Annotated in this window: 22 protein-coding genes; 9 read left to right on the forward strand and 13 right to left on the reverse strand. The window is 60.6% G+C overall.

Features of this window, described 5'->3' with window-relative positions; all coding sequences use genetic code 11:
* Positions 1–114: 114 nt before the first annotated feature.
* Positions 115–2826, forward strand: a complete 2712-nt coding sequence (gene ppdK, locus G359_RS07130) for a pyruvate, phosphate dikinase (protein ID WP_045835553.1) — start codon at positions 115–117, stop codon at positions 2824–2826.
* Here ppdK and G359_RS07135 read toward each other — a convergent pair.
* The 8 genes from G359_RS07135 to G359_RS07170 all read right to left on the reverse strand — a co-directional run bounded on the left by G359_RS07135 (position 2823) and on the right by G359_RS07170 (position 10265).
* Entirely contained in the window at positions 2823–3050 is a 228-nt protein-coding gene (locus G359_RS07135) for a hypothetical protein (protein WP_045837768.1), read from the reverse strand. The two genes, ppdK and G359_RS07135, sit on opposite strands and share 4 nt — an antisense overlap.
* A gap of 125 nt (positions 3051–3175) precedes the next feature.
* On the reverse strand, positions 3176–4057 hold the full coding sequence (gene nadC / locus G359_RS07140) for a carboxylating nicotinate-nucleotide diphosphorylase (protein ID WP_371199046.1): 882 nt from the start codon (positions 4055–4057) through the stop codon (positions 3176–3178).
* Entirely contained in the window at positions 4045–5706 is a 1662-nt protein-coding gene (locus G359_RS07145) for an L-aspartate oxidase (RefSeq protein WP_045835554.1), read from the reverse strand. The genes nadC and G359_RS07145 overlap by 13 nt, the downstream gene beginning before the upstream one ends.
* Positions 5707–5741: 35 nt before the next feature.
* On the reverse strand, positions 5742–6800 hold the full coding sequence (gene nadA, locus G359_RS07150) for a quinolinate synthase NadA (protein WP_052699244.1): 1059 nt from the start codon (positions 6798–6800) through the stop codon (positions 5742–5744).
* A gap of 184 nt (positions 6801–6984) precedes the next feature.
* Complete coding sequence (locus G359_RS07155) at positions 6985–8040, reverse strand: NUDIX hydrolase (protein ID WP_045835555.1); 1056 nt, start codon at positions 8038–8040, stop codon at positions 6985–6987.
* A gap of 109 nt (positions 8041–8149) precedes the next feature.
* A complete protein-coding gene (locus G359_RS07160; protein WP_045835556.1) occupies positions 8150–8758 on the reverse strand; it encodes an HD domain-containing protein in 609 nt (202 codons plus the stop codon).
* Positions 8755–9363, reverse strand: coding sequence for a DNA-3-methyladenine glycosylase I (locus G359_RS07165; RefSeq protein ID WP_045835557.1), 609 nt, complete (start codon positions 9361–9363; stop codon positions 8755–8757). The genes G359_RS07160 and G359_RS07165 overlap by 4 nt, the downstream gene beginning before the upstream one ends.
* On the reverse strand, positions 9360–10265 hold the full coding sequence (locus G359_RS07170) for a CAF17-like 4Fe-4S cluster assembly/insertion protein YgfZ (protein ID WP_045835558.1): 906 nt from the start codon (positions 10263–10265) through the stop codon (positions 9360–9362). Before G359_RS07170 ends, G359_RS07165 begins: the two co-directional genes overlap by 4 nt.
* Positions 10266–10348: 83 nt before the next feature.
* Here G359_RS07170 and G359_RS07175 point away from each other — a divergent pair, with 83 nt between their 5' ends.
* Complete coding sequence (locus G359_RS07175; protein WP_045835559.1) at positions 10349–11683, forward strand: dihydroorotase; 1335 nt, start codon at positions 10349–10351, stop codon at positions 11681–11683.
* Between the two features lie 26 nt (positions 11684–11709).
* Here G359_RS07175 and G359_RS07180 read toward each other — a convergent pair whose 3' ends face one another.
* A complete protein-coding gene (locus G359_RS07180; protein WP_045835560.1) occupies positions 11710–12480 on the reverse strand; it encodes a L,D-transpeptidase in 771 nt (256 codons plus the stop codon).
* A 125-nt stretch (positions 12481–12605) separates the two neighbouring features.
* Positions 12606–13082 carry a hypothetical protein gene (locus G359_RS07185; RefSeq protein WP_245279954.1) on the reverse strand — a complete coding sequence of 159 codons (477 nt, stop codon included), beginning with the start codon at positions 13080–13082 and terminating at the stop codon, positions 12606–12608.
* Between the two features lie 247 nt (positions 13083–13329).
* Here G359_RS07185 and G359_RS07190 point away from each other — a divergent pair, with 247 nt between their 5' ends.
* The gene (locus G359_RS07190) at positions 13330–13992 is read left to right on the forward strand and encodes a LysE family translocator (protein WP_082072856.1); all 663 of its coding nucleotides are present in this window, start codon (positions 13330–13332) and stop codon (positions 13990–13992) included.
* 51 nt (positions 13993–14043) lie between these two features.
* Here G359_RS07190 and G359_RS07195 read toward each other — a convergent pair whose 3' ends face one another.
* Positions 14044–14289 carry a hypothetical protein gene (locus tag G359_RS07195; protein ID WP_013215949.1) on the reverse strand — a complete coding sequence of 82 codons (246 nt, stop codon included), beginning with the start codon at positions 14287–14289 and terminating at the stop codon, positions 14044–14046.
* 160 nt (positions 14290–14449) lie between these two features.
* A complete protein-coding gene (locus G359_RS07200) occupies positions 14450–14866 on the reverse strand; it encodes a TIGR02301 family protein (protein WP_045835561.1) in 417 nt (138 codons plus the stop codon).
* Between the two features lie 87 nt (positions 14867–14953).
* On the opposite strand from G359_RS07200, the gene G359_RS07205 reads away from it, so the two are divergent.
* From G359_RS07205 to G359_RS07220, 4 genes are all read left to right on the forward strand, one after another.
* A complete protein-coding gene (locus tag G359_RS07205; protein ID WP_045835562.1) occupies positions 14954–15637 on the forward strand; it encodes an SOS response-associated peptidase in 684 nt (227 codons plus the stop codon).
* Positions 15638–15813: 176 nt separating this feature from the next.
* The gene (locus tag G359_RS07210; RefSeq protein WP_045835563.1) at positions 15814–17529 is read left to right on the forward strand and encodes a Clp protease N-terminal domain-containing protein; all 1716 of its coding nucleotides are present in this window, start codon (positions 15814–15816) and stop codon (positions 17527–17529) included.
* Between the two features lie 125 nt (positions 17530–17654).
* Positions 17655–18764, forward strand: coding sequence for an acyltransferase family protein (locus tag G359_RS07215; protein ID WP_045835564.1), 1110 nt, complete (start codon positions 17655–17657; stop codon positions 18762–18764).
* A 95-nt stretch (positions 18765–18859) separates the two neighbouring features.
* Positions 18860–19045: a hypothetical protein gene (locus G359_RS07220; RefSeq protein WP_045835565.1), complete on the forward strand. Its 186-nt coding sequence runs from the start codon at positions 18860–18862 to the stop codon at positions 19043–19045.
* A gap of 10 nt (positions 19046–19055) precedes the next feature.
* Here G359_RS07220 and G359_RS07225 read toward each other — a convergent pair whose 3' ends face one another.
* Positions 19056–20057, reverse strand: a complete 1002-nt coding sequence (locus tag G359_RS07225; protein WP_045835566.1) for an L-threonylcarbamoyladenylate synthase — start codon at positions 20055–20057, stop codon at positions 19056–19058.
* Positions 20058–20099: 42 nt separating this feature from the next.
* On the opposite strand from G359_RS07225, the gene G359_RS07230 reads away from it, so the two are divergent.
* Both G359_RS07230 and G359_RS07235 read left to right on the forward strand, forming a co-directional pair.
* Positions 20100–21869 carry an acyl-CoA dehydrogenase gene (locus G359_RS07230; RefSeq protein WP_045835567.1) on the forward strand — a complete coding sequence of 590 codons (1770 nt, stop codon included), beginning with the start codon at positions 20100–20102 and terminating at the stop codon, positions 21867–21869.
* Positions 21866–22648: a crotonase/enoyl-CoA hydratase family protein gene (locus G359_RS07235; protein ID WP_045835568.1), complete on the forward strand. Its 783-nt coding sequence runs from the start codon at positions 21866–21868 to the stop codon at positions 22646–22648. Before G359_RS07230 ends, G359_RS07235 begins: the two co-directional genes overlap by 4 nt.
* Positions 22649–22731 lie beyond the last annotated feature (83 nt).

A 22731-nucleotide genomic window follows, 5' to 3' on the forward strand; every position in this document is an offset into this window, starting at 1 on the left:
GGGAACTGGGCACCTAAGCTAGGAATACCCGGTCTCATTTGCTATGGCACCTCTCCCTGCGCCGGTCACTCCTGACGAGAATGATGGGCGGCATGAAGACCGCATGGAGGTCTGATGGCACAGCCGAACGCCGACGGCAAAAAGAAATGGGTTTATGCGTTCGTGCCCGGCAATGCCGAGGGCAGCGCCCGCATGGCCGAACTCCTGGGCGGAAAGGGGGCCAACCTTGCTGAGATGGCGTCCCTCGCTCTGCCGGTACCGCCGGGCTTCACGATCACGACAGAAGTTTGCAAAGCCTTCTTTGCTGCGGGCTCCGAGCTGCCTGAGGCCCTGAAGGGCGAGGTGATGCAAGCGCTCGAAGCCATAGGCAATACGGTTTCGGCAAAATTCGGCGACGAAAAGCGTCCGCTGCTCGTTTCGGTTCGATCGGGCTCGCGCGCTTCGATGCCGGGCATGATGGACACGATCCTGAACCTCGGTCTCAATGACAAGACTGTCGAGGGCTTGGCCGCGCTGACGGGCGATCCGCGCTTTGCGTTCGATAGCTATCGCCGCTTCATCCAGATGTACGGCGATGTTGTGCTCGGCGTCGATCACGGTGCGTTCGAGGACATTCTCGAGAATTTCAAAAACCTCAACGGCTTCGCGGCCGATACGGACCTCGACGCCGAAGCGTGGCACGAAATCATCGCGGATTATAAAGCCGCGATCGAGCGCGAACATGGCGCACCGTTTCCGCAAGATACGAGCGAGCAGCTGTGGGGCGCGATCGCGGCAGTTTTTGACTCCTGGCATAATCCGCGCGCCGAGACCTATCGCCGGCTGCACGATATTCCCGATGACTGGGGAACAGCCGTAACCGTTCAAGCAATGGTCTTCGGCAACCTCGGCGACAACTCCGCGACCGGAGTCGCATTTACGCGCAACCCGTCGAACGGCGAGAAAGAAATCTTCGGCGAATATCTGCCGAACGCGCAGGGCGAGGATGTCGTGGCCGGTATCCGGACGCCGCACGCGCTGACAAAGAAGAGCACAACCAACACGCAGGAGACCTCGCTCGAAGCCGCCATGCCGGACGTGTTCGAGGAGCTGCGAAAGATCTTCGATCGCCTCGAGCAGCACTATCGCGACATGCAGGACGTCGAGTTCACCATTCAGCTCGGCAAGCTTTGGATTCTGCAGACGCGCTCCGGCAAGCGCACCACGGAGGCAGCGCTCAGGATCGCGGTCGACCTTGCAGCCGAGGGCCTGATCACTCAGGACGAAGCGATCCTGAGAATTGAGCCCTCGCAGCTCGACCAGCTTCTGCATCCGGCGATCGACCCCGTAGCCGAACACGACCTCATCGCCAAAGGGCTGCCAGCGTCGCCTGGGGCTGCTTCGGGCGAGATCGTGTTCCATTCGGAAATGGCGGAAGCGCTGAAGGCCAAGGGCCGCGATGTCATCCTCGTCCGTTCCGAAACGAGCCCCGAGGATGTCCACGGCATGCACGCGGCCGTCGGCATTTTAACGGCGCGGGGCGGAATGACCAGCCACGCCGCCGTCGTCGCGCGCGGCATGGGGCGCCCCTGTGTGTCGGGCGCCGGAACGCTGCGGATTGACGCCAACGTCGGCATCATGCGGGCGGGCGCGCGCACATTCAAATCCGGCGATATCGTCTCGATCGATGGCAGCTCGGGCCGCGTCTATGCGGGCAAGGCCAAGATGCTGCCGCCCCAGCTTTCCGGCACATTCGCGACGATCATGGAATGGGCTGACAGCACGCGCCGCATGAAGGTGAGAACGAACGCCGACACGCCGCGCGATGCCCGCCAGGCGCGATCGTTCGGCGCGGAAGGCATCGGCCTATGCCGCACCGAGCACATGTTCTTCGAGGAAAAGCGCATTCTCGCGGTTCGTGAAATGATTTGCGCGGAAGACGAGGAAGGGCGCCAGCAAGCTCTCGATAAACTTCTGCCTGTCCAGCGCGCCGACTTCGAAGAGCTGTTCGAGATCATGGCTGGACTGCCGGTGACGATCCGGTTGCTCGATCCGCCGCTTCACGAATTCTTGCCCCACGAGGATCGCGAGGCGGCGCAAGTCGCAGCCGCCCTCGGCATGGACCTCATGCGCCTCAAGGCGCGCGTCGCCGAACTCGAAGAATTCAATCCGATGCTCGGCTTTCGCGGCTGCCGCCTCGGCATCAAATTTCCCGAGATCACGCGCATGCAAACGCGCGCGATCTTCGAGGCGGCCGTTAATGCTCAGAAGAAAACCGGCGAGGCGGTACGGCCGGAGGTCATGATCCCGTTCATCGCCTACCGGCGCGAGTTCGATATCTTGCGCGAGGTGATCGCCGAAACGGCAAAAGCCGTCGCGGCCGAGACCGGCGTTACAATTCCCTATGACATCGGCACGATGATCGAGCTGCCGCGAGCCGCGCTCCGCGCAGCCGACATCGCGGCGGGCCCGCTAGGCGCCGACTTCTTCTCGTTCGGAACGAACGATATGACGCAAACGGTGCTCGGGCTCTCGCGCGATGACGCGGCGCCGATACTGTCGAACTACCTCGAGCACGAGGTGATCGCGACGGATCCGTTCGTGTCGATCGATCAGGCGGGTGTCGGCGAACTCGTCAAGATCGGCGTCGAACGGGGCCGCTCCGTAAAGCCCGACCTCAAGACGGGCATCTGCGGTGAGCACGGTGGCGATCCGAAATCGATTGGCTTCTTCGAGACGGCAGATCTCGACTACGTTTCTTGCTCGCCCTATCGCGTGCCGATCGCGCGTCTCTCTGCGGCGCAAGCGACGATCCGCCGAAGACGCCGCGAGCAGAAAGCTTCCTAGTAAGGACCGTTCTCGCGCCGGTCGATCTCATCGAGGCGCGGCTGGCGCGGCCGCGGACCTTTGTACTTCGGAAGGAACAGCAACCAAACGACGGCCGGCGGGAAGATGAAGCTCCACCCGATCCAGTAGGAGAGGTCACGATTTTTGATGCCGGCAAAAACGCCCGCGAGAACTGAAGCCGCGATTGCGATCCCGCCCCAAAGCACGATCCACTGCATCGCCATGGAATTTCCCTCCATGTCCAACCGGACGCTCCTATCCTAGCACATGCTGGCTGACGCGAACTGCCAGGACGCGACTTGCCAAATGCTCAGTCAGTGTGGCGAATTCAAGCTCTGGCGGCGGAAGTCTACCCGCCGGCAACAAAATCCAGCCCGAGATCAAGAACGGGCGCCGAATGCGTCAACGCGCCGACCGAGATCATGTTGACGCCGGTCTGAGCGATCTCCCGGACGGTATCGAGGTTAACGCCGCCCGACGCTTCCGTTAGACAGCGCCCGCCGACAATGGCCACGGCTTTTCGCAATTCGGCAGGCCCCATATTGTCGAGAAGCACGCAGTCGACGTTTTCCCGCATGACGACTTCCAATTGATCGAGCGTATCGACCTCGACCTCGATTTTCGTCATGTGCCCGGCAGTCGCCTTCGCGGCTTTGATCGCAGCTTCGATGCCGCCCGCGGCAACGATATGATTGTCCTTGATGAGAATGGCGTCGAACAACCCGAACCGGTGATTGTGACCGCCGCCGCAGCGGACAGCGTATTTCTCGAACGCTCTCAATCCGGGTGTCGTCTTGCGCGTATCGACGATTTGAGCGCCCGTGCCCTCGACGGCATCGACATAACGGCGAGCCAAGGTCGCGATGCCGCACATACGGCCCATGAAGTTCAAGGCGACGCGCTCTGCGGAAAGAATGGCGCGAGACGTTCCGGAAATGCGCGCGATCGTATCGCCGGCCGACACAGCGCTTCCGTCCTCGATCAGGATCGTGAAAACGCACGTCGGGTCAAGCTCGCGGAATGCGGCCTCCGCCAACGCGAGACCGGACACGATGCCGGGCTTCCGCGCCGCGAGCAAAGCGTCCGAGCGCGCGTCCGTAGCAACCGTCGCATCGGTGGTGATGTCGCCCGAGAGCCCAAGATCTTCTTCAAGCGCGTTTCGAACCGCGGTCAGAACAAGATTGTGAGGGAGCGTCGCGAAGAGGGCGGGAGCTGCCGTCATGTCCCGCATGGTGCCAGCGCCGGTGGTTCGCAGTGAGTTTTTTTTTGCTTGTCGCTAATCGCTTCGAGGTCGGCCAGCGTGATGAACGTCCGCTTTTGAAGCGCGGGATTGGCTTTCGGATAATCTGTGCGGTAGTGGCCGCCCCGGCTTTCCTTGCGCAGCAGCGCTGCTGCCGTAATCAACTGAGCGGCAAGAAGCATGTTCGACAGAACGCGATCATTCAAAACGGCCGCACTCAGCACCTGGAGTTCGGAAAGGGCGGTCTCCAAGCCTTTTCCGGAGCGCTGAACGCCGACATACTTCGTCATGATCGCCCGCAGCGTATCCATCGCCTCCCGTCGCGAAGCCGTATCGGCAGCGCGGCCGCTGCCCGGAATGCGGTGCGGTACGACGAAGTGCCCGACGCGATCATGAGGAAGCAGCCCGCGAATATCGTTCGCGACGCGCGCACCGAACACGACGGCCTCGAGCAGCGAATTCGACGCTAGCCGATTGGCGCCGTGAAGCCCGGTCGAAGCAACTTCGCCGACGGCCCAAAGCCCCGTGAGACTCGTGCGCCCGTTCCGATCGGCCGCGATCCCGCCCATGTGATAGTGCTCGGCGGGTGCAACGGGGATCAGATCCTTCGAAGGATCGATACCGGCGCGCTGACAGTGGCCCCAGACGGTCGGGTATTCCTTTTCAAAGTCGGCGATCGCCGTGCGGCAATCGAGAAAGACGCCGCGTCCCGCGTTGAGCTCGTTGTAAACGCCGCGCGCAACGACGTCGCGTGGTGCAAGTTCGCCGCGTGGATCGATGGCCAGCATGAAACGTTCGCCGTCCGAGTTGACGAGCGTCGCGCCTTCGCCCCGGAGCGCTTCCGTCGCGAGCGGCGCGGGATCAATGCCCGCATCAATGGCCGTCGGATGAAATTGCACGAACTCCGGGTCCGCGATCACCGCGCCCGCGCGCGCAGCCATGGCGAGAGCCTCGCCTTTTGCGTAGGACGGATTGGTCGTCAGCGCGAACAACGCTCCGACGCCGCCCGTCGCGACAACGACCGCTGAAGCCGGAACGAACGCGTAGCGTCCATTGCCGAGAGCCGTCGGGCGGATCAACCGGACGCCTTCGACGCGATCGTTTGCGACAATGAGATCGTCGGCCTCGTATCCTTCAAGCACGCGTATCGACGGCGTCGCGCGCACGGCGGCGATGAGCGCCTGCATGATCGCAGCGCCCGCCTTGTCGCCCGAAACGCGGACGACCCGCTTTTCGGAATGAGCAGCTTCCTTCGAAAGAATATAGTGACCTTCGAGATCGCGGTCGAACGGCACGCCATAGGCGAGAAGATCGCGGATACGATCTGGGCCTTCCTCGGCAACCAGTCGTGCGACTTCCGGATCGACGATGCCCGCACCCGCTTCGATCGTGTCGGCGGCATGCTTCGCCGTGCTATCGCCTTCGCCGACCGCAGCCGCGATGCCACCCTGCGCCCACATGCTCGATGCGCCTTCGCCGAGTGGCGCTGCCGCGATGACCGTTACCGGAAGCGGCGCAAGCTTCAACGCCGTGAAAAGTCCCGCGAGTCCGGCGCCGATGATCACGACGTCGCCGGGGCCGGGCTCACCCGTAAAGCCATTGAACTTTGTAGCAGAGCGACGCTTCGTCGATGCAGCCATGAGATTGCCCTCCCCGGGCAGGTGGTCCCGAAGAGTTAGTTGGTCAGGTTGACCATGCGTTCGACCGCGCGACGCGCGCGTTCGGCAACATCCGGATCGACGGTAACCTCGTACTGCATATGCACGAGGCTCTCGTAGATATTCTCAAGGCTGATGCGCTTCATGTGCGGGCAGAGATTGCACGGCCGGATGAACTCGACGTCCGGGACCTCAACGGCGACGTTGGACGCCATCGAGCATTCGGTGACGAGCATAACTTTTGCCGGGCGCTTCTCTTTCACCCAATGAATCATGCCGGACGTTGAGCCCGTGAAGTCCGCCGCCGCGATCACGTCCGGTGGGCATTCGGGATGCGCGATGATCTTGAGGCCGGGCTCGTCGGCGCGCATGGCGCGAAGCTCTTCGCCCGTGAAGCGCTCGTGCACTTCGCACGCGCCCTTCCAAGCGATGACTTCAACCTTCGTTTGCGATTGGACCCACTTCGCCAAATACTGATCAGGTATGCAAAGAACGCGGGGCACGCCGAGGCTTTCGACGACCTGAACGGCGTTGGAGGACGTGCAGGTGATATCGCATTCGGCCTTCACCGCCGCCGAAGTGTTCACGTAGGTGACGATCGGCACGCCGGGATACGCCTCGCGAAGCATGCGAACGTCCTCGGGTATGATCGAAGATGCGAGGGAACAGCCCGCGCGCATGTCCGGGATGAGAACGGTTTTTTCGGGCGAGAGCAGTTTTGAAGTCTCGGCCATGAAGTGCACGCCGGCCTGCACGATGACCCGGGCGTTGGTTCGCGCAGCTTCCTTGGCGAGCTGCAGCGAGTCTCCGCGGAAGTCTGCCACGCAATGGAAGATTTCCGGCGTCATGTAATTGTGCGCGAGGATGACGGCGTTGCGCTGTGCCTTGAGCGCGTTGATCGACTTGATGAGCGGCGCATAGTGCGGCCACTCCATGGGCGTGATGATATGCTTCACGCGTGCATAAAGAGGAGCCATCTCCGCCTCGAGCGCCGGCGACCATGCGAAAGCAGGGGGCGTCTTGGCGGCCGTCCGGGGGCTAACCGGCGTCGCAAAACTTGAAACCAAGGCAGTCATTGTAGTCGCCCTCCATATATGCTCTAATCGAGCATATTCAGGATGTGAAATTCGCCGGCAGACCTGCCGCTCACACCATCTTCGCAATGCTCAATTCGAGCATTCCTGAACGTGTTTAAGATAATAGATGCGCGAACAAATTTCCAGGGCGGAGGTTCCCGCCCTGGAATTTAGACGATGCCGATTAGCTTCGGCTCGGAGGCGCCGACACCCTGACGCCAGGTGCCGGACGCTCTAGAAGGACCTCACGGCGGAAACGGAAAAGTTTCGCCGGTCGTCCACCCGTTCGCGTTTTGACTTCTCCAGTCGGCTCGACAAGGCCCGCACCTTCTACAAGCCGGCGGAAGTTTTGTTTATGGAGATGCGGACCAAGAATGGCTTCGACAGTCTTCTGAAGCTCGTAGAGCGTGAACTCGTCGGGCATCAATTCGAAGACCACGGGCCGGTATTTGATCTTGGCTCGCGTACGGCTGATGGCGGTCGCCAGTATCCGCCGGTGATCGGACTGCATCGGCAAACCGAGTTTGGGCCTGTCGGTCCATTCTGCGGCGCCGGGCTTTCCGTCCCGAACGGCTTCGTCGGCAAGACCCGCTTCGTAGAGAAGCTCGAAACGCTCGAGAACCTTCTCTTCGTCCCAGGCAGTGCCATCGAGGCCAAAGCAGATACGTGCGCGATCGCCACGTGCGATCGACGGTTGGGTGCTCGTCAGGGGCGTAGGCTTGTCAGCCCATGCCTTGAGACGAGGTTCAATGTCCCGGGCGATGATTTCAGGCCGCCCGCGACGCCAGTCTTCCCAGGGAAAATACTGGTACCAACTCCGCCAGAGACCATTGGTTAATCCATGGTGTCCGACAGCCTGCGTCAATGCAAGATAACCGATCGAAACAATATTAGGAGTGGCAACGCCTGCGTCAGCGTGGCGGCCACGATCAGCAAATGTATAAAGTTGCTCGGCATAGCCGAGGTCCAAACCGGTCTGGTTCTGAACCCAGGCTCGTAAGCCGCTCTCCAATGTTCTGTGCTCGCGCGGATTAAAAGGCCCGAACGGCAATACGTCTGTTGCACCAATACTGTCCGGTTCGCCCCGGACGACAAGTGCGACTGGTTCGTTATCGGATACGGCGACGATCGCCGCATTTAGTCCGATGCCAAGAGAAGGCTCCAACTCGTGGTCGTCTTCCGGTGCGAGTTGAGACTTTTCAGGCGTCGGTTTTCTCCTGCCAGAAAGTTCCATGTTCATGTGTGTCTTCCCCGTGCTCCCCATGAGGCGAGCTAGAGGGCGATAATGGCGAATTTCAGATAGATCTTCTAAATGAAAACCGCGAATTAGCCCCAAAATCGCCAAATTGTCAGTGTGGTGACAAACTTCCAAACCGCAAAAGAAACTGCCTTTGGGCGTCTTTTGCCGGAAACGGTTTTAAAACCATTAAGGCGCTGTGAAGTTCCGCCGGCACCTGTGGAATTCCGAAAAATTCTTCAGCCTCGCTCGTTCCGAAACCCGCAAGCAGCGTCGCCTCATAATAGGCCGCGATTGTGTCGGCATCTTTGATCGCTGCCGCCGCAGCGACACTTAATCGCCCAACATCGAACCGCTGATGGATCGCTTCGAGCAACTTGAGTTCGAACGCCTTGTAGTCGAGACCGATCGCAGTTTTGAAGGGGCTGATCAGATCGCCGATGACGTATTCTGGCGCATCATGCAGCAACGCCGCGAGGCGCTCATTGACCGTCGAACTGGGCCATAGCGCTTCGACGATATCGGTGACGACGACGCAATGTTGCGCGACGGAGAATGCGTAGTCGCCCTTCGTCTGTCCGTTCCATCGCGCGACGCGCGCGAGCCCATGAGCGATATCCTCGATCTCGATGTCGCGAGGCTCGGGTGAGAGTAGATCGAGCCGTCGCCCCGACAGCATCCGCTGCCAAGCTCTCGGCATCTTTGTGTGTGATGGATTCATAGTCCGGCGATCTTCAGCTTCTTTTGAAGTTTCGCACATGGCGCGTGCCTAAAGCACGTGACGAGGTGATCGTTGACCATGCCCGTCGATTGCATGAATGCGTAGAGCGTCGTCGATCCGACAAAACGAAACCCATCGGCCTTGAGAGCTTTGCTCATTCTCTTAGAAACGTCAGTCTCGGGCTTGATCTCTTTCGTGGACGTAAGCGCGTTGACTATAGGGCGTCCATCAACAAAGCCCCATATATATTGAGAAAACGGCATCCTCCCGCGAATTTCAAGAAAGACTTTTGCGTTCGAGATTGTCGCTTCGATCTTAGCACGGTTGCGGATGATGCCCTCGTTCTTGACTAGGCGGTCGATGTCGCGCTCCGAGTATCTCGCGATACGCGCGGCATCGAAATTATGGAAGGCCTTTCGAAAATTTTCGCGCTTGCGAAGGATTGTGATCCACGAGAGGCCGGCTTGGAATCCTTCGAGCATCAACTTCTCGAAGAGCGCGCTATCGTCCGTCATCGGCACGCCCCACTCTTCATCGTGGTAGCGGATGTAGTCGGCATCGCGACCTGCCCACGGGCAACGTTCGATCTCTCTTGATGTGATCATGACGACGGTAGAGCCGTCGAGGCGCGCGCAGCTGCAGATGCGGCGTAACTCTTGAGGATGACATCGTCGACGGTGATTGCGACGCCGCCTGCTGCGAGCGTCTGGTTTTTCTCCTTCGCCTCGAGCGCGCGATCGAGGCGAAGCATCGCGATGGCAGCGCTTCCGTCGACTGTCCCGACGCGTCCGATCGAAACATCTCCGAGAAGCACATCTTCGTTTGAGGCGAGAGGAGCTGAGCTCGAAATTTTTACGGCGCGCTTTCGAACGACAGTCTTGTTTTGCATTCGCGCCACGATCTCCTGACCGACGTAGCAGCCTTTCGAGAATGACACCCCATTGAGGAGATCGAAGTCGGCTTCATGAGGATAGGTGTCACCGAATTTATAGTCGCGGCCACCCTCAGGCACGCCGAGTGAAACGCGAAGCGCGTCGTACTCGCGGAGGCGATTTTGGTTATCCGCGTCGGCGAAAGAATCGTCGCCCGATTGGCTATCGAGCAGCAGCCGTGTCCCGAGTGAGGAATGCCTGGGGTCCGAAAAACGCATGGCCCTATCCACAGGTAATGCGTCCACCCCGTCGCCCCACACGGCGAAGATTCGAAACGAGTCCGAAACATCCGAAATGATGACATCAGCGCGAAGCTTATAGAGCGTGAGCCGCTTCACCAGATCGCCCGCGCTCGAGCGAAGAACATCGAGCAGGAAACCATCGCCACGGCGAACGATAAAAAAGTCGAAGAGTATTTTGCCCTGCGGCGAAAGTAGCGCCGCGTGACGTGCCTCGCCGTCGCGAAGGCCTTCAACGTCATTGGTCACCAGGCCTTGCAACAGCTTTTCACTGTCCCGGCCGGTCACGCTGACGACTCCGCGATCTGCAAGTCGCGCTATCTTTGCGGCAGACATGAAATTCACGCCTCGGTTGCAAATGGGGGAAGAGTTACGTATGCGGGGTTTTTCTCGTATGCAAGCCTAAGGAGCACCGCAAGATGGTTGAGACGTTCGACGTCGTTATTCGAGGCGCGACAGTCGTCAATCATGATGGGGAAGGGGTTCGCGATATCGCAATCCGGGGCGGTAGGATCGCCGCCGTTGGCGATCTCGGCTCCGTCACTGCGCCTGAGATCATTGAGGCGGAAGGGCTCCACATTCTACCGGGCGTTATCGACACACAAGTGCATTTCCGTGAACCCGGCCTTGAGCACAAGGAAGACCTCGAGACGGGCAGCCGCGCGGCCGTCGCAGGCGGTGTAACGGCGGTTTTCGAGATGCCGAACACGAAGCCTCTCACGACGAGCGCGGAAACCCTCGCCGATAAGGTCCGCCGCGCCCGGCACCGGATGTTCAGCGATTTCGCCTTCTTTGTCGGTGGGACGCGAGAAAACGTATCCGATATTCCGGCCCTCGAAAAACTCGAAGGCTCGGCGGGCATCAAAGTGTTCATGGGCTCTTCGACCGGCGATCTCCTCGTCGACGACGGCGTTACGCTCGACCGGATCATTGCCAAGATATCCCGCCGGGCTTCCTTCCATGCCGAAGACGAAGCGCGGCTGAAGTCGCGGATGCATTTACGGCGAAAGGGCGATCCGTCTTCACATCCCGAATGGCGGGACCCCGAAGCGGCCCTCATCGCGACGAAGCGGCTTGTCGGGATGGCCGAAAAGCACGGCAAGCGCGTCCACGTGCTCCACGTTTCGACCGCCGAAGAGATGGAGTTCCTGCGGGATCATAAAGCCTATGCATCCGTTGAGGTGACGCCACATCATCTGACCCTCGCCGGTCCGGAAGCCTATGAGCGCCTGGGTACCTATGTGCAGATGAACCCGCCCATTCGCGATGCCCGTCACCGCGCCGCGATTTGGGCCGCGCTTCAATCGGGCGTCGTCGATATTCTGGGGTCCGATCACGCGCCGCATACGCGGGAAGAAAAGGATCACGTCTATCCCGACACGCATTCCGGAATGACAGGCGTCCAAACCCTCGTTCCAATCATGCTCGACCACGTCAACGCTGGACGGCTGTCCTTGCAGCGTCTCGTCGATCTGACGAGCCATGGCCCGCAACGACTTTTCGGAATTCGCTCGAAAGGACGCATTGCCGTTGGCTATGACGCCGACTTGACCGTCGTCGATCTGCATCGAACCGAAACGATCACCAACAGCTGGATCGAAAGCCGCGCCGCCTGGACGCCTTACGATGGCGTGAAAGTCAAAGGCTGGCCGGTCGGGACGTTCGTCCGCGGCCGGAAAGTCATGTGGGAAGGTGAGATCATCGGCCCGGCCGGCGGAGAGCCCGTCGGTTTTCTCGAGGGCTACGCCGGCTGAGGCCTGAGTGTGTTGCCGGTCAGCGGTCAGCCTTCGCTGCCGGTTTTCGCAACGCGCGACAGGTCCGGCGGCAGCCGCTTCAGCACGTGAACGGTCGTGCCGACATCGGCAAGCGTCGCCAGATGCATGACGTGGCCGTTCGTCATCCGAATGCAGCCCGACGATGACGCAGTTCCGATTGAGGAAGCTTCGTTCGTGCCGTGGATGCGGTAGAGCGTGTTGCCGAGATAAAGCGCCATCGCGCCGAGCGGATTGCGAATGCCGCCTTCCATTCGCACGGGAAGTTCAGGCCTCCGGGCACGCATCTCGGCAGGCGGGATCCAATCGGGCCACGCGGCCTTTCTCGTGATCTTCTCCGTGCCGGTCCATGCAAAGCCCTGCTTCCCGACCGCGATCGGATAGCTATAAGCCGCCGAAGAAGAGAGCACATAATAGAGACGTCGTCCGGCGGTATCGATCACGATCGAGCCGGGCTCATAACTGCTTTGAAAGTGAACCTTGGGGGGCGTGATTGCGGCGATGCGTGGCTGTCCACCGCCGGTGAGGGAACCGGGGCCACGTCCGGCCGGACCATTGCGAGCATCCTCATCGGCTGATCGATTGGATTGAGGCTGACCCCAATCCCAGCCCATACTGAAAAGCTGCTGCCCCATTTCCTGGGCGCTCTCGCGTTGCTTGCGATCGAGCTTTTTGGGTGCAACGTATCCGTAGGTCTCTTCAGAGGGATGAAAGGCAAAAGCCTGTCCTGCAATGGAGCAACTCAAAACCGCCGCAACCAAAAAGGATATACTCCTCATCAACAAATCTCCGCATTTTCATCTAATTTATGAGAAGCGGAATAGACCCATTGATCCGTCGCTGAATACCCCAGTGCGGCAATTGGTAATACAAGTCGGACGTGAGCGGTTAAACGGCGAGGGTTTCAGTTGCCCTTCTTGAACGAGGTCCAGCTTCCATCCGCGGCGATGACGAGCCGCCACCAGAGCCACTGCTTCTTTTCCCGCATCTCCTGAGCCTTCGCCGGAGTGACAAGACGGTAGAGATCGACCTCTTCGGCTGGCGTGAGCTTGTCGAGCGGACGCTCGGCGAGATACGGCCAGACGTAGATCAGATTATTCTCGATGTCGTTGCCGAGGGGGAGGGCGACAGGCGGCATATCCAATGCCTCGACGAGAGCTGCGAGAATTTCCCGGCCCTGATGATCTTCCGAGTGCTCCTTGAGTGCCTTGATAGGATCGGCAGACGGCTCGATGCCAAGGTCAGGAACAAATCCGCTGACTTCGAATGCCGTCTTCAGTTCATCGATATTTCCCGACCGCGCAGCGGTCAGGATGACATCCCGAAGATCTTCAACATGCGGCGGCAATTTCGTGGCATCGCCGGCTTGGTCGGCGCTCACTCTACCAACGTGGACAAGTGCGCTTCCCGCCACTACGAGTACAATGAGTAGCTCGAACAGGCGTTCTCTTCGAAGGAAAGCCTGCCGGAAAAACCAAAGACGCCTTTTGCAAGTCGCTCGAGGGATTCCCCACATTGCAGTTGCGCCCTCCGTTGATCCCTGTAGCCGCGGTGCTCGAAGCCGTGTTGGATGTGAGTATGCCGCCTAGCGCTAGTGGCCCCCAACTCAGATATCGAGCACATACCCCTTGCTGAGTTATATCCCGAATCCTCTCATCATCCCTGTCGGTCTGATCGTGGGGATGCTCATTGCCGCCCCCGTCGGACCAGTCAATGTGCTCTGCATCCAACGCGCCATCGAACGCGGGTTCTGGGGTGGGATAGCGGCCGGCATAGGCTCGGTGATGGGCGATGGGCTCATCGCCCTGTGCGCTGGCCTGGGCGTCGGAACGGTTTCAGGCGTCGTCCAAACCCATCGCGCAATCATTCAGCTCATCGGCGGCTTGGCGCTGATCGCTTTCGGGCTTCGTCTCTATTTCAGCGCGCCGCGGCTGAAAATGACACCAGACGATGCGGCGAAGGCTCGCCTCAGGGACTTCGCCTGGGACATCCCTCAGACATTCTTCCTGACGATCACCAATCCCGGCGCTGTCCTTGGCCTCTTCGCCGTTTTCGGCGGGGTCACCACATTCGTCGAGGTTCATTCCACCATCGACGTCCTGCTGATGGTCTCTTCGATCATCTGCGGCAGTATGCTGTGGTGGATTACGTTGTCGAATTTCATCAGCCGCTATCGGCACCGGATCGACCTTCACGTCCTTCAGGTCGTCAATCGCGTAGCGGGCATGCTGCTCGCGATCTTCGGCGGTGTGCTCATCGCCGAAGTAATCCTGAAGGCCGGCCACTTCTGAGCAGCCGGTCGCTTCGATGAGGGGGCGCTTCCGATGCCTGCGCGCCTCTGATTATTGGTCGCGGCGCGTCAGCGTGAATTCCCCTTCGACGACACGCTTCTCGAGGCCGCGCGTCAGATGGATAACCGCGTCTTCCCCGTAGATCGCGACGAGATCGGTAAGTGCTGTGAAAAGCGCCGCATAAGCCATCTGCTGCGGCTCGACCCCCGTATCGACACCTTCGTCCCACGCAGCGAGAATAAGATCCAGCGCCTTCAGCGTCGGATTCTTCGTATCGATGTCCTCAAAACACTGCATGTCGGTCCCAATCTTCCCTCTACCCTGGCCGTCGCATATGCAAAACGGCTCCCACCATTTGTCACCTAGCACGACCTTTTGCGATAGGTCGGAGCTGCCACTATTCACAGTAAACCTTGTGAAAATGCATGACCTGCGCGTTAAGCGCGTTTTCGCGTGCTCAGTTTGGAAAGGCTTTCAGAAGCCCGTCCGATAGTTCCGAGCCCTCCGAGAGGAACCGGTTGATGGCCGTCTGGGCCGACGGGCTGCAGGTATTATAAGTGCGGCTGTAACTGCGATACCCCTGGTTGAAGGCGCGCGTGAGCTTCGCGCGGCGAAGCGCCGTCGATCCCTCGGCGTCCATCAAGTCGCGCATGCGGTCGCGCCAGTACTGGCCTTCGTTCGCCCCGCAAAGCTCGCGAAGATAGTGAACGGCCCCGAGGATCTCCGACAGCCGAAGCAGCCGGTCGTCGTACGGCTTCGTGTCGGGTGCAGCCGACGCCGGACCGCTGGCTGCCATAAGGAGCATGCTCAGAGCCAGAAGAGGGGCCACAAGGTATCGGCTGCGACGTGTCACGTTCGGGTCCGGCTTTCTCATGCGGATCGCTTAAAGCAGATTCTGGGCGATCGATCAGCGAACGCTTATATTCAACTTTCATTCGGCATCAAAAAGGACCGGCCGGCCTTGTGCGCGCGCTACAGCTTGACCACTCCGGCAGAGGCCGTGCGGGCTTTCTTCAAGGCGCCAAGCGTCGAAGATTTCCCGCCCCGCTACAGTATCGCGCCGTCCCAGCCCGTTCTGATCGCCCGAAATGACGTGCATGGCCGCCCCGAGCTGCAACTGGTGCGCTGGGGCCTCATCCCGTCCTGGTTGAAGGATCCACGGACGCTCGGCTCGCCGCTGATCAACGCGCGCGCCGAAACCGCGGCCGAAAAACCTGCCTTCCGAGGTGCGATGCGCCATCGCCGATGCCTCGTGCCGGTGACGGGCTTCTACGAATGGACGGGCAATCGCAAGGCCCGCCAGCCGCACCTCATCCGCATGAAAGAGCAGGAGCTTTTTGCGCTCGCCGGGATTTGGGAAGATTGGCTTGGCTCCGACGGCAGTCAGATCGAGACGATGGCCATTTTGACGACGGCTGCGAACGACGAGATGGCCCGCCTCCACGACAGAATGCCGGTGATCATCGAGAGGCCGGACTTTGACCGATGGCTCGACTGCCGCCCCGGAACCGCCGAGGTCGTGCTCGACCTCTTGCAGCCATTGGGCGGCGGACGACTGACGGCTACGCCGGTCAACCCGAAGCTCAATGATGTGCGGGCGGAGGGGCCCGAACTGCACGAGCCGGAATTTTCGACGCTCCTTTAAGGATCTGCCCGTCGGTGCGGCTCGCACGTCACTGAAATCGGCGCTAACCTAAAGATAATCCTTAAAGTGAAGACCTATTTGTTATCCAAGTGTAGATAGCTACGAAGGGATCGGCCGACTGTTGGCCGCGTGGCTCGGCGCCGCTCGGGCGCCACGGGGCACATGGGGAGAGCGCGATGGCGTATCACGGCGAAGACCTCGACCTCAGAACACAGCAGACCTGGACGCCTGCCGATGTGATCCCGGGCGAAACATCTTTGGCCAACGGCAAGCGGGGCCCCTTGCACGCTGGGCCGGTCCTCGTCGACGACACCGTGCTTGCGTGTTTCAATCAGGCTTACGACATCGCGTCCGCACATCGCTCAGGCGACGTCCGCATCGAGCACTTGCTCAACGCGATGACGCGCGTCGACCAAGCCGCAGCCGCGCTTGAAGCGCACGGGGTTCGCGTCGTCGCTTTGAAACGCGAGACGGCAGCCATCATCGCGGGCGATATACCGGCAGTTTCAGGCGGCGGCGCCGTATCGCCGCGCCGTTCCGACGAACTGGCGGAGCTTCTTCGCCTCGCATCCTCGTTCGCGGCTCGAAGAAATGCTGCCGTGAGCATCGATGATCTTCTGCATGTGCTGCTAGATCAGAGATCGGACATCGCCCAGTCCGAATTGCTTTTCCGCTTCTCGTCGCGCTACGCACCGATGCCTGAACCTTTGCCGCCGTTGACGCGCGCCGAGGGCCGCTATCAGCCAAGCGCGCTTCGCTACTCTGCGGAATACACGCGGCCCTCATACCGTAACGACTATTTAGGAGCACCGGCGGACGCATTTCAAAATTCTCGCATCGAAGCGCTCGAGCAAACGGTGCGCGCTCTGAGCCAGGATTTCTCCAACGAGCGCCACATCCTGGCCGGGCTCATTCGCGATCTGAGCCGCGATACGCTCGCCCATCAGGAAGATCAGGGACGCGGACAGGCCGTGTTGTTCGACCGGATCGGCGCGCTGGAGGCGGCACTCCGTGAAGGCGGCACCGGTTCAAGCGAAACACTTCCGCTCATCTCGAAGCTCGAGAATATCGAAGCCGGGTTGGAGCTTCGTCTTCAGGAGATGTCGCAATCATGGGCGGTGCTCTCGACCCGCCTTCAGGAACTCGAAGCCTCAGTTAAGGCACGCCCAGCTTCCGAGGCTGCAGTGGTCGACTTGAAGCCGATTGCCGATCGCCTCGACATCATCGAAGAGGCGGTGCTCGGCCATAATGAGCATCGCGGGTTGGGGGAGGTCACAGACCGGCTTTCGAAGCTCGATGACGACATCGGCCGCGTGCTCGCGACGGCAACCGAACCCCGAGGAACCGAGGGGCTGCTTGGCGGCTTCGACAGGATCGATGGCCTGTCGGACAAGCTCGAGAAGATCGATGGATTGTCGAACAAGCTCGACACGCACAATGGAGCGCTGACGGAACTCAGCGTCGCTCTCATCGAGCGCATGAATGCCGTCGAGCGCGCCGTCGAAGCCGAGATCGAAACGGCAGCCGCAAAACATCAGGCCTATACGCATGATCTCACCGAGGTTCATGAGGCTCTGCTGAAGGTCAACGAGAACCAGCACACCCTTGCTGGCTCGATGGATCAATGGCGCTCGGAATCGGCCACCGACGTCGCGAATATTCTGAACCGTCTCGAAACCATCGATCGGGACGCGGGCCTGCCCGCGGAAACGCTCGCAGCGCTGAACAATCACATGGAGGCGACGAACCGTTTCATCATCGAGCGGTACCATCGCCGTCATCGCTTCATGTATTGGTTGTTTGGAACGGACGATTGGATCAGCGCCAGCTGGCCGTCGACCAAGGCAACGATCGACGCCGAAGAGCGCCGCCTCAAAGAGGCCGGAGCGTAAAAGTCGTTCGCCGCATCAAAGCGATGCTCGGCGTAAGCGCTGGTTAACCTGACTGAGAGGTTAGTGTTTACCGATTTGGCTTAAAGCGGGTGCTCCATTTCCGTTGGAAGTCAGCGCACCTCGCCATGCCATCACAAAAACGTCCCGCACTATACCTCGCCGATATCATGTCGCCCGAGGCGAATAGCTTCGGTGTCCTTCGTCTGCTGATGGCGACGTTCGTGCTGATATCCCACAGCTATATGTACGCAGCCGGAACCGATGCCGCCGAACCGCTGCAGCCGTGGCTCGGCCGGTCGCTCGGCGAATACGCGGTGCAGGTATTCTTCATTTTGAGTGGTGTGCTGGTCGCGCAAAGCCTCGATCGCAGCCGCAGCGTGCTGAAATTCGCAGCCGCGCGTGCGCTTCGAATTTTTCCTGCACTCATCGTCTGTGTCGCGCTCACATCGTTTGTACTGGGCCCGCTGGTCACGCGCTTGACCCTGGGTGAATACTTCTCAAGCCCCGGCCTCTATGCCTACGTCGCCAAAACTCTGGCGCTGACGACGGGCGCTGCGCCATTGCCGGGCGTCTTCGAAACGGTGCCCTACGCTGGCTATGTCAACTCATCGCTCTGGACTTTGAAATACGAGGTCCTTTGCTATCTCATCCTCGCCCTTCTAGGGCTCGTGGGCCTTTTCGAAGAGCGCTGGCGCAAGGTCGCAATGATTGGCCTCGCCGTCCTGGTCGGCACCGTGACGCTAGGCTTGCCCGCCGATGCGGGGGCCTTCGGCTTCTCAGACAATCTCCGCTACTTCGTCACCTTCTTCTTCGGTGGCGTCCTCGCCTATCTCGGCCGCCGGCATCTCGTCATCCACGGCGCAGTAATGGTGCCGCTCTTCGTGCTTTTTATCTGTCTCGCGAAAACGCCGTTGGCTGAAGTCAGCAGCACGCTCTTTCTCGGCTACGCTGCGCTGTGGCTGGCGACGAAGACGCTCGGATTGCTGCGCGCCATCTGCAACAAGGTCGACGCCTCGTTTGGCATCTACATCTTTGCGGGCCCGACGCAGCAGACACTGCTGTGGCTGATGCCGAGCCTGCCACCCGTCTGGCTGTCGCTCGTCGCCTTCTCCATTGTCCTGCCTGCGGCCGTGTTCTCGTGGATCATGATCGAGAAGCCCGCCTTGAAGCTGCGTGCGCTCATCACTGGGCGCATCAAGCGGCGACAATCCACCGACCCGTTGCCTGTCGGCTGATCGACCGTTCACCAAGCTTCGCTGAAAAACCTTGAGTTCAACTCGGCGTCCGTGCTTTCCTTAAGAAAGTGTAAACGGGTGTCGGGGGTCAGGGCATGTTGCGGCGGTACTTGATTGTGAACGGCGCAACGACGGCAGTCCTTTACGGCGCAATCTACGCGCTCGCCCCTTCCATGAAATCGCTCGATTCCCTGCGTGCGAGTTTCGACGGCTTCGTCATGCAAAGCCCGGTGCTGGGCCCGCTCCTGAACAAGATCATCCTGGTGACGAGCGCTCTATAATCGGCCCTGGTCAGTCGCGCGGTGCTGCCGCTCGCTTCAGCCTGTCGTTGATCGCTTCACCCAATCCGTGCTTGGGGATCGGCGTCACGGCAATTGTCGATGCGCCGGAAGCATCAAGCGTCCGGAGCGCCGCAAAAAGGTTCGCGGCAGCCTCCACGAGGTCCCCCGACGGACTGAGATTGATGAAGGTCCGCGCTGGTCTCTCCGCAATTCCTCCGAACGCCAGCACAGCTTCGTCCGGCCCCCATTCGTAGGCGTTGAGACGCAAGCCAGCTCGCGGCGCGTAATGGCTCTCAAGCTGCCCGGGTGAGGTGAGTTTGCTGCTCGTCTCGCTCCCGCGTGCGAGGCGCTGGCCTAAAACCTCTTCGATCGCTTCCACCGTCACGGCGCCCGGCCGCAGCAGAACAGGCGTCTCACCTACAAGGCTGAGAACCGTCGATTCCAATCCGAGAGACGTCGGCCCTGCGTCCAGGATAAGCGCAGCCTTATCGCCAAGGTCCGCCGCCACATGCTCGGCACGCGTCGCGCTGACATGGCCCGACCGGTTGGCGGAAGGCGCGGCGAGCGGCCGTTGCGCCTCGGTCAGCAAGGCACGCGCAACAGGGTGATCAGGTGAACGAAGTGCAACCGTCGGTAGCCCGGCCGACACGAGATCGCTGACATCCGAATTGACGGTCCGCGGCACGACGAGCGTCAGCGGTCCCGGCCAGAATGCTTCGGTCAGTCGCCGTGCCACAGGCGAAAACTGGCCGATGATGAGCGCCTGCTCCAACCCGAGCACATGCACGATGAGGGGGTTGAACGTCGGACGGCCTTTGGCTTCGAAAACGCGCGCGACAGCTTCGCTGTTTGTCGCGTCCGCCCCAAGCCCGTAGACTGTCTCGGTCGGAAATGCGACGAGCGCACCCGACCTGATCATTTGTCCCGCTTCGGCGATCCACTCGGCGTTGGCGGGGACAATTCTGCCTTGCTTCAATTTTTCACCCGGTTTGCTCGCACCTTTGTTCGGCATAGTGTTCGGAAGCAGAACCCGAGCGGCATTGAGAGACGATCCATGACTTATCAGGCTCCAGTAGACGACATCGTCTTTTCACTTAAGACCGTGGCAGCTCTCGATGAAATGGACACCAGCGGGCTCTATCCGGGGCTTGACGCCGACACAGTCGTGGCCGTCATCGAAGAGGCGGGAAAGTTCGGCGCCGAGGTCCTAGCACCTTTGAACGCGATCGGCGACCGTATCGGCTCGAAATTATCTGAAGGAAAAGTGACAACCCCGCCTGGTTTCGGGGCTGCCTACCGGCAGTTCGTGGAAGGCGGATGGAGCGCGCTTCCTTGCTCAGACGCGTATGGCGGGCAAGGCCTCCCCGAAATTGTGGCGACGCCCGTCGGCGAGATCTGGAACGCGGCGAACGTATCGTTCGGGCTTTGTCCGCTCCTGACGCAAGGCGCCATTCACGCCATCGAGACGGGCGGCAGCGAGGAATTGAGGGCCAAATTCCTGCCCAAGATGGTGGCCGGTCATTGGACCGGCACGATGAATTTGACGGAGCCTCACGCCGGTTCCGATCTCGGACCCCTTTCGACACGCGCCGAACCGCAGGGAAATGGAACGTACCGCATCACCGGTACAAAGATCTTCATTACCTACGGCGAGCACGACCTGGCCGAAAACATCATTCATCTCGTGCTCGCACGCCTGCCGGATGCGCCGCCCGGCACGCGCGGCATCTCGCTCTTCTTGGTCCCCAAATATCTGGTGAATGACGACGGCTCGCTTGGCGATCGAAACGACGTCATTTGCGCCGGTGTTGAGCATAAGCTCGGCATCATGGCGAGCCCAACGTGCATGATGAAGTTCGGCGAGAACGGCGGCGCGACGGGCTATCTCGTCGGCGAAGAAAATCGCGGCCTCGCAACGATGTTCGTGATGATGAACGCGGCACGCCTCGGCGTCGGCGCTCAGGGCGTCGGCGTCGCCGAGCGCGCGACGCAGCACGCAGTCGCCTACGCGAAAGAACGCCGCCAAGGCAGAAGCTTCCCGGCGAACGGCTCAGGCGGCATGAGCCCGATCATCGAGCACGCCGACATCCGTCGCATGCTTTTGACGATGAAAGCGCTGACACAAGCCGCGCGCATGATCTGCTACGCGACGGCGAAAGAACTCGACATCGGTCATCGCGGTGCCGACGAGAAAACGCGCAAGGATGCGCTGAACCGCGCCGCGCTGTTGACGCCGCTCGCCAAGGCCTTCTCGACTGACATCGCAAACGAGGTCGCGTCGCTTGGCGTTCAAGTCCACGGCGGCATGGGCTTCGTCGAGGAAACGGGTGCCGCGCAATATCTCCGCGATGCGCGCATTCTGCCGATCTACGAAGGCACCAACGGCATCCAGGCAATCGACCTCGTGACGCGCAAACTGACCCTGGATGGCGGCGCGACGGCAACGGCATTCCTGGCTGGTCTTGCCGGGATCATTGCCAACGTTCGCGCGGCGAACCGCAGCGATTTCGGCCACATGGCCGACCGACTTGGAGAAGCCCTGGTCAACCTGCAATCGGCGACGCTGTGGATGGCGCAAATGCTGCCCGGACACACTGAAAAAGCACTCGCGTCGGCGACACCCTATCTGAGGCTAATGAGCCTGACGGCCGGAGGCGCTTACCTCGCGAAAGGCGCTTTGACCGAGCCTGCTGGATCGCCACGCGTTGCGATCGCGCGCTTTCTCGCGGAAAATCTTCTGACCGAAACGAAAAGCCTCGCAGAGGCCGTGCAGCACGGCGCCGACTCCGTACTTGTCGACGCCCACGGCGCGGTGTTCGCATGACATCAGAAATCGCAGAGGTCGCCGTATGGCGGGGCGACGGCGTTCAGGTTCTCCGCCTAGCGCGGCCGGAGAAAAAGAATGCGCTGACGGGTGCCATGTATCGCGCGCTCTCTGACGCGATTGAAGCGGGCGATGCAGACGATTCGATCGCTGCGCACGTCATAACGGGCTCGAACGGTATCTTCACCGCCGGCAACGACATAGGGGATTTTCTTGCCACCTCGCGAGGCACCGGTGATCTAAACAAAGACGTGGTGCGCTTCATCCGGCTTCTACCCGTCGTCAAGAAGCCCCTGATCGCCGCCGTAAATGGCCCCGCGATCGGCATTGGGACGACGATGCTCTTCCATTGCGATCTCGTTTACGCGGCGCCGGACGCGACCTTCGCCACGCCCTTCTTGGATCTGGGCGTTACGCCTGAAGCCGCCTCGAGCCTGTTGATGCCGCAGCGCATAGGTTACGCCCGCGCTTTCGCGATGCTCGTGCTCGGCGATCCGATGTCCGCTGACGACGCGGTTGCAGCCGGATTTGTGAACGCGATCATTCCCGCGGCGGATCTCGAGAAGGCCGCGCTCGACGCGGCACGCCGCCTCGCGAAGAAACCGCCTGAAGCATTGGCCGTCGCACGCCGCCTGCTGCGCGGCGATACAGCTGAGATCTTGAAGCGGACCGATGAGGAGGTGTCGGCCTTCCGCGAGCGTCTGAAGTCGCCGGAAGCGATCGAAGCTTTTACGGCCTTTTTCGAGAAGCGGCCTCCGAAATTCGGCAAATCCGTCTAGGTCCGGGGGCGAGCCTAATCGATGGGCTCGTTTCCCCTTACGCAACCGATGCCAACATATTAAGTTGATCTCTGTGTTCGGCA

Origin of the sequence: Hyphomicrobium sp. 99, from assembly GCF_000384335.2 — a bacterium.
GTDB lineage: Bacteria > Pseudomonadota > Alphaproteobacteria > Rhizobiales > Hyphomicrobiaceae > Hyphomicrobium_B.

What these genes read in the sequence shown, in the direction of transcription:
- G359_RS07165 (WP_045835557.1), bottom strand. Translation starts at nt 9,363, where the DNA reads ATGATCACATCAAGAGAGATCGAACGTTGCCCGTGGGCAGGTCGCGAT.
- G359_RS07160 (WP_045835556.1), bottom strand. Translation starts at nt 8,758, where the DNA reads ATGAATCCATCACACACAAAGATGCCGAGAGCTTGGCAGCGGATGCTG.
- G359_RS07225 (WP_045835566.1), bottom strand. Translation starts at nt 20,057, where the DNA reads ATGCCGAACAAAGGTGCGAGCAAACCGGGTGAAAAATTGAAGCAAGGC.
- G359_RS07220 (WP_045835565.1), top strand. Translation starts at nt 18,860, where the DNA reads ATGTTGCGGCGGTACTTGATTGTGAACGGCGCAACGACGGCAGTCCTT.
- G359_RS07180 (WP_045835560.1), bottom strand. Translation starts at nt 12,480, where the DNA reads ATGAGGAGTATATCCTTTTTGGTTGCGGCGGTTTTGAGTTGCTCCATT.
- G359_RS07155 (WP_045835555.1), bottom strand. Translation starts at nt 8,040, where the DNA reads ATGAACATGGAACTTTCTGGCAGGAGAAAACCGACGCCTGAAAAGTCT.
- ppdK (WP_045835553.1), top strand. Translation starts at nt 115, where the DNA reads ATGGCACAGCCGAACGCCGACGGCAAAAAGAAATGGGTTTATGCGTTC.
- G359_RS07135 (WP_045837768.1), bottom strand. Translation starts at nt 3,050, where the DNA reads ATGGCGATGCAGTGGATCGTGCTTTGGGGCGGGATCGCAATCGCGGCT.
- G359_RS07175 (WP_045835559.1), top strand. Translation starts at nt 10,349, where the DNA reads ATGGTTGAGACGTTCGACGTCGTTATTCGAGGCGCGACAGTCGTCAAT.
- nadC (WP_371199046.1), bottom strand. Translation starts at nt 4,057, where the DNA reads ATGCGGGACATGACGGCAGCTCCCGCCCTCTTCGCGACGCTCCCTCAC.
- G359_RS07215 (WP_045835564.1), top strand. Translation starts at nt 17,655, where the DNA reads ATGCCATCACAAAAACGTCCCGCACTATACCTCGCCGATATCATGTCG.
- G359_RS07195 (WP_013215949.1), bottom strand. Translation starts at nt 14,289, where the DNA reads ATGCAGTGTTTTGAGGACATCGATACGAAGAATCCGACGCTGAAGGCG.
- G359_RS07230 (WP_045835567.1), top strand. Translation starts at nt 20,100, where the DNA reads ATGACTTATCAGGCTCCAGTAGACGACATCGTCTTTTCACTTAAGACC.
- G359_RS07235 (WP_045835568.1), top strand. Translation starts at nt 21,866, where the DNA reads ATGACATCAGAAATCGCAGAGGTCGCCGTATGGCGGGGCGACGGCGTT.
- G359_RS07170 (WP_045835558.1), bottom strand. Translation starts at nt 10,265, where the DNA reads ATGTCTGCCGCAAAGATAGCGCGACTTGCAGATCGCGGAGTCGTCAGC.
- G359_RS07200 (WP_045835561.1), bottom strand. Translation starts at nt 14,866, where the DNA reads ATGAGAAAGCCGGACCCGAACGTGACACGTCGCAGCCGATACCTTGTG.
- G359_RS07145 (WP_045835554.1), bottom strand. Translation starts at nt 5,706, where the DNA reads ATGGCTGCATCGACGAAGCGTCGCTCTGCTACAAAGTTCAATGGCTTT.
- G359_RS07210 (WP_045835563.1), top strand. Translation starts at nt 15,814, where the DNA reads ATGGCGTATCACGGCGAAGACCTCGACCTCAGAACACAGCAGACCTGG.
- nadA (WP_052699244.1), bottom strand. Translation starts at nt 6,800, where the DNA reads ATGACTGCCTTGGTTTCAAGTTTTGCGACGCCGGTTAGCCCCCGGACG.